At 35.6% G+C, this 5,585-nt stretch carries 5 protein-coding genes; all 5 read left to right on the top strand.

Features of this window, described 5'->3' with window-relative positions; genetic code table 11:
* The first annotated feature begins 123 nt into the window (after nt 1–123).
* The 5 genes from JCM6256_RS08990 to JCM6256_RS08970 all read left to right on the top strand — a co-directional run bounded on the left by JCM6256_RS08990 (nt 124) and on the right by JCM6256_RS08970 (nt 5,521).
* The gene (locus tag JCM6256_RS08990) at nt 124–1,506 is read left to right on the top strand and encodes a glycoside hydrolase family 1 protein (RefSeq protein WP_025081348.1); all 1,383 of its coding nucleotides are present in this window, start codon (nt 124–126) and stop codon (nt 1,504–1,506) included.
* Nucleotides 1,506–2,933: a PTS sugar transporter subunit IIC gene (locus JCM6256_RS08985; protein WP_025081347.1), complete on the top strand. Its 1,428-nt coding sequence runs from the start codon at nt 1,506–1,508 to the stop codon at nt 2,931–2,933. The genes JCM6256_RS08990 and JCM6256_RS08985 overlap by 1 nt, the downstream gene beginning before the upstream one ends.
* Nucleotides 2,934–2,953: 20 nt before the next feature.
* Complete coding sequence (locus JCM6256_RS08980) at nt 2,954–3,199, top strand: hypothetical protein (RefSeq protein ID WP_025081346.1); 246 nt, start codon at nt 2,954–2,956, stop codon at nt 3,197–3,199.
* A 102-nt stretch (nt 3,200–3,301) separates the two neighbouring features.
* Nucleotides 3,302–4,024, top strand: a complete 723-nt coding sequence (locus JCM6256_RS08975; protein WP_025081345.1) for a GntR family transcriptional regulator — start codon at nt 3,302–3,304, stop codon at nt 4,022–4,024.
* Between the two features lie 12 nt (nt 4,025–4,036).
* Nucleotides 4,037–5,521: a glycoside hydrolase family 1 protein gene (locus JCM6256_RS08970; protein WP_025081344.1), complete on the top strand. Its 1,485-nt coding sequence runs from the start codon at nt 4,037–4,039 to the stop codon at nt 5,519–5,521.
* The last annotated feature ends 64 nt before the right edge of the window (nt 5,522–5,585 follow it).

Genomic DNA, 5,585 nt, shown 5'->3' with positions numbered 1-5,585 from the left:
TTTTTTATTTTCTTTATAGTAAAAGTATATATTTTTAATAAAATGGTCTTTACTTTGCTATTGAAAACGCTTATACTTTTATATGTAAATATTTGAAAGTGCTTACAGAGGGAGAGCTGATTTATGACTGAAAAGCGCAACTTACCTAAATCTTTCTTCTGGGGCAACTCAGTTTCAAGTATGCAAACTGAAGGTGCCTGGAATGAAGACGGAAAAGGCTTATCAGTCTATGACGTTCGTCCAGCTACAGAAAATACTACAGATTGGCATGTAGCAATCGATGAATATCATAGATACGATGAAGACCTCGATCTTATGAAGGACATGAACATGAACATGTATCGTATTCAAATTTCATGGTCACGTGTGTGTCCCGATGGTGATGGTGAATTCAATGAAAAAGGTATTGAATTTTACGATCGCTTGGTTAATGCAATGCTTAAACGTGGTATTGAACCAATGATTTGTCTTTACCACTTTGATATGCCTCTTAATTTAGCCAAAAAATATAATGGCTTTATGTCAAGACATGTCGTCGATGCATTTGTAAGATTCGGCAAAAAGATGATCGATCACTTCTCGGATCGAGTAAAATACTGGATCGTCTTTAATGAACATAACCTTTACTTCCAAGATGAAGTATTCAATATTTCCGGATATGAAAATGGCGACAAAACTTTAGACGATATGTACACCATCTTCCACCATACGATGGTATCTCATATCAGATTAGCAAATTACATCCATGAAAATTATGACGATGTAAAAATCGGTGGAATGTTGGCATATCAACAGATCTATCCAGAAACCAGCAAGCCTGAAGATATTTGGGCAGCAAAGCAAGTTCAAGAATTTTTGAACTTCAACATCTATGATGCTGATACTGGTAAAGGCTACTCACCAGAAGTTCTGAAATATGCTGAAAATCACAACATTAAAATGGATATTACTGATGAAGATAGAGAAATTATGAAAAAGGCTAAAGCTGATTTCCTTGCATTTTCTTACTACTCATCATGGGTATTATCCAGTGACAAGATTCCTGAAGGCGAAGCTCCTAACCGCTATCTAAACGAAGGTGGCGTTGATGCCAAATACGTTAAGACAAACGATTGGGGCTGGGCAGTTGATCCATTGGGATTCAGAAATGCAATTACAACTATGTACAATCATTACCGCATTCCTGTCTTCCCTATTGAAAACGGAATTGGCCTTAAGGAAACTTGGGATGGTGAGCATATGATCGAAGACGATGAACGTATTGCTTACCACCGCGATCATATTAAAGCTATGAAAGATTCAATTTTCTTAGATGGTGCTGAAGTTTTAGGTTACCTCGGCTGGGGATTAATCGATATTCCAAGTTCTCATGCCGATATCGAAAAACGTTATGGTGCTGTTTTTGTAAATCGAACTAATCATGACTTAAAAGATTTAAAGAGAGTTCCAAAGAAATCATTCTATTGGTTCCAGAAAGTGCTTAAAGATAATGGAGATGAATTATAATGGCTAATCAAAAACAGTCAGGTTTTAGTAATTTTGTTAACAGTAAAATTCTTCCTCCAGTAATGAAGTTTGTTAACACAAAAGCTATTACTGCTTTACAAAATGGTATGATTTATACATTACCATTTATTATCATTGGTTCTATATTCTTAATTTTAGGTAACATCCCTATTCCAGCAGTTGCAAATGCAATTAATGCATCTGGTTGGGGTGCATTCTTCAATCAAGCCTATACAACTACTTTCAATGTTATGTCTCTTTGGGCATCCATTGGTATTGCTTATATTTATGTTAAAAACGAAAAGCTTGAACCTTTAGCACCTGGTCTTACTTCTTGTGGTGTATTCTTAATGCTTCAAACTTTGAGCATTGCTAGTCCAATTAAAAACGCTTTAAGCAATGGTATTAACAGCGACGGATTTACAATGTCAGCAAAGGCTGTAGCTGAAAATATTGATAAATTACCTCAAGGTCTTCAAAACTTTATTGAAGCACCTGTGACAGGTGTTATCAACATCACTTGGCTTGGTGGTGACGGTATGATCGCTGCCATCATTATCGGTCTTCTTGTAGGTTGGATTTACAGTTCAATCGTTAAAAAAGGTTGGACTATTAAGCTTCCTAAGCAAGTTCCACCTGCAGTTGCTAACCAATTTACTGCTATGATCCCAGCAGGTATGATTTTAATTGGTTCAATGCTTATCTTTGCTGGATTTAACACTTGGGCACACACTGATTTCTTACAATGGATTTACAACACAGTTCAAATTCCATTGCAAGGTTTATCAGACTCATTCGGTGGAGCTGTTGCTATTGGCTTCTTAGTACCATTCTTCTGGTTCTTCGGTGTTCACGGTGGTTTGATTGTTGGTTCATTAGCTGGTCCACTTCTTCAAGCTAACTCATTTGAAAACGCTCAATTATTTAAAGCTGGCAAGTTAACTATTGCACAAGGCGCACACGTTGTAACTAACGAATTCTACAACAACTTTATTAACTTAACTGGTTCTGGTATTACTATTGGTTTAGTTATTTTCACTTTAATCGCAGCAAGATCTGCTCAATTAAAGTCAGTTGGTAAGTTGGAATTAGTTCCAGGTCTTTTCAACATTAACGAACCATTCCTCTTTGGTTTACCAATTGTTATGAACCCATTCTTAGCAGTTCCATTCTTCTTAACCCCTGTAGTTGTAGCTATTTCAACTTACTGTGTAATTAAATTCGGTATTATTCCTCCACTTAACGGATTTGCTGCACCATGGACAACTCCAGCTATTATTTCAGGCTTCCTAATTGGTGGTTGGAAGATGGCTATATGGCAAGCATGTACATTAGTAATCTCAACATTAATCTACTGGCCATTTGCTAAGAAATACGATAATGTTTTAATTGCTCGTGAAAAGGCAAATGCTGCTAAAGAAAATTAATAATTCTGAGGTATTTTAATATGGATGATAGTGTTAAAATCGTAAACGAATTTGATCGAGACGGTCACCACTATAAAGTTGGTGTTAGTGCCGACGGACAAGTTTCAGTATACGTAGACAATGAAGCTAAAGCTCACCATGGCTATCACTTCCCTGGCGTAATTCAAATTCCAAAAGGAATTGAAATTGATGGTCAAATGATACTTCGGCTACCTATAGATTGCGATGATGCAATTGAAAAAGGCATTGAAGAATTAAACGCTTAAAATTATGAAGAGATGTTACAAAAATGCTAGAATTTAGTTATAAAGTAACATCTCTTTTTTTATAAGATATATATTTTAGGATTTAGGAATAGTGATAAAAACATGGCAAAGGCAAAGTATTTAGAAGTAGCGCAAATAATTTTAGATAGAATAAAAGACAAGACTTATGTTGCTGGGGAACCATTACCTAATCAAGAAATTTTAGCAAATGAATTAGATGTAAGTCGATTAACTGTTAAAAAGGCATTAGATGGATTAGAAAGAAAAGGATTAGTTTATAAACAATCTGGGCTTGGTACTTTTGTATCAAGCGATATTCCAATTCAAAGTGGTATAGATTCTCCAGCAAACATGTTTACTGGACTTAAAAACTTAATGGGAACTGATAATGTCAGAAGTAATATTCTTCACTTTTCGGTAGAATTTCCAAACGAACAGGTTCAAAAAAATCTTAGTTTAAAGAAAACTGAACCAGTCTACAATATTCTTCGTTTAAGAATAGTAGATAATCAACCTCTTATTATTGAGCATACTTATATGCCCGTTGATCTAGTTCCTGATTTAAGTGAAGAAATTTTACACTCTTCTATTTATAATTACATTCACCATACACTAAAACTAAAATTTGGTCATGCTTATAGAAAAATCAAAGCAACGAAATCAAGTGAATATGATCAAAAATATCTTATGGCTAAAAAAGACGATCCAATGCTTGAATTAGAACAAATTGTTTGGCTAACTAATGGCCAACCTATCGAATATTCAACTAGTCGAAATCGATATGATCAACGTGATTACACTATTTTAGAAAATACAAGATTTTAGAGGTAAATAACTATGACTTTAAATAAAACTTTTATGTGGGGTGGCGCTAGCGCTGCCAATCAATACGAAGGTGGCTATAATGAAGGCGGAAAAGGCTTAAATGCCGTTGATGTCTTAACTAATGGTTCTGCTACTGAACCAAGAAAAGTCACTTGGAAAATGCCTAATGGTAAAACTGGAGCAACTGACCTTGTTTGGGGAGCTGATTACTTCAAATTACCTGACGGTGCTATTCCCCAATTAGTTGACGACTACTATTACCCAAGTCATCAAGGTACAGATTTTTACCATCATTACCAAGAAGATATTAAATATATGGCTGATATGGGCTTTGATGTCTTTCGTCTTTCAATGAATTGGTCAAGAATTTTGCCAAACGGTGATGATGAAAAACCTAATCAAGAAGGTTTGGAATTTTATGACAAGGTCTTCGATGAATGTGCTAAATATGGTATTAAGCCATTAGTTACCTTATCTCACTACGAAACTCCCCTTTCTTTGATTCAACGCTTTGGCGGTTGGAAAGATCGTCATTTAATAGATGCTTTCGTTCACTATGCAGATGTTGTAATGAACTACTACAAAGGTAAAGTTAAATATTGGCTAACTTTCAATGAAATTAATGCTATGGATATGGCTCCATATATGGGCGGAGGTTTAATTGATGGTAGTGAGCAGAATCGTGCCCAAGGTGCTCACAATCAATTCGTAGCTAGTGCTAAGACCGTTAAATTAGCTCATGAAATCGATTCAGACAATCAAGTAGGAATGATGCTTGCTTATAGCGCCATCTACCCTTATACTTGTGATCCTGAAGATCAACTTTTGGTAATGAAGGCCAAACAAGAAATGCTCTTTTATTCAGACGTTCAAATGCTTGGTTACTATCCAACTAGCCGTTTAAAGAAATATGAACGAGATGGCATTAAGTTAGACGATCGTCCTGAAGATTATGAGCTCCTTAAAAAATACCCTTGTGACTTTTTAAGCTTCTCTTGCTACACATCCAACGTAGTTACTGTTCACGGTGATGACGCTAAAGCTTCAGGAAACGTTAGTGCTGGTAATATTACTAACCCATATCTTGAGACAAATGCTTGGGGCTGGGCAACTGACCCTGCTGTCCTTAGACTAGGCTTAAATGAACTTTGGGAAAGATATTATAAACCTCTTTGGGTTGTAGAAAACGGCTTAGGCTGGTCTGATACGTTAACAGATGATAATAAAATTCATGATGATTACCGTATTAAATATTTAAGAGCTCAAATTAATTCAATGGAAGAAGCTGTCACTTTAGACGGTGTCGACCTAATGGGCTACACTATGTGGTCAGCAATTGATCTTGTTTCAAACGGTACAGGCGAAATGAAGAAACGCTATGGTTTCGTTTATGTAGATCGCGATGATCGTGGCAATGGTTCGCTTAACCGTTATCCAAAAGATTCATTTTATTGGTATAAGAAGGTTATTGCTTCTAATGGTAAAGATTTAGATTAATAACCTTATGAAATAGAAATAGAGCCTAGTGAATGCTAGACTCTATTTTTCTCTTTTAAATTTA

The sequence above is a fragment of the Lactobacillus hamsteri DSM 5661 = JCM 6256 genome, from assembly GCF_000615445.1.
Lineage (GTDB): Bacteria > Bacillota > Bacilli > Lactobacillales > Lactobacillaceae > Lactobacillus > Lactobacillus hamsteri.
The sequence above is the reverse complement of the archived record's forward strand: the minus strand, read 5'-3'. Positions and strand labels throughout refer to the sequence as shown.

Bases quoted from the DNA above. Each gene is read 5' to 3' on its own strand.
- JCM6256_RS08990 (WP_025081348.1), top strand. From the start codon at position 124: ATGACTGAAAAGCGCAACTTACCTAAATCTTTCTTCTGGGGCAACTCA.
- JCM6256_RS08985 (WP_025081347.1), top strand. From the start codon at position 1,506: ATGGCTAATCAAAAACAGTCAGGTTTTAGTAATTTTGTTAACAGTAAA.
- JCM6256_RS08980 (WP_025081346.1), top strand. From the start codon at position 2,954: ATGGATGATAGTGTTAAAATCGTAAACGAATTTGATCGAGACGGTCAC.
- JCM6256_RS08975 (WP_025081345.1), top strand. From the start codon at position 3,302: ATGGCAAAGGCAAAGTATTTAGAAGTAGCGCAAATAATTTTAGATAGA.
- JCM6256_RS08970 (WP_025081344.1), top strand. From the start codon at position 4,037: ATGACTTTAAATAAAACTTTTATGTGGGGTGGCGCTAGCGCTGCCAAT.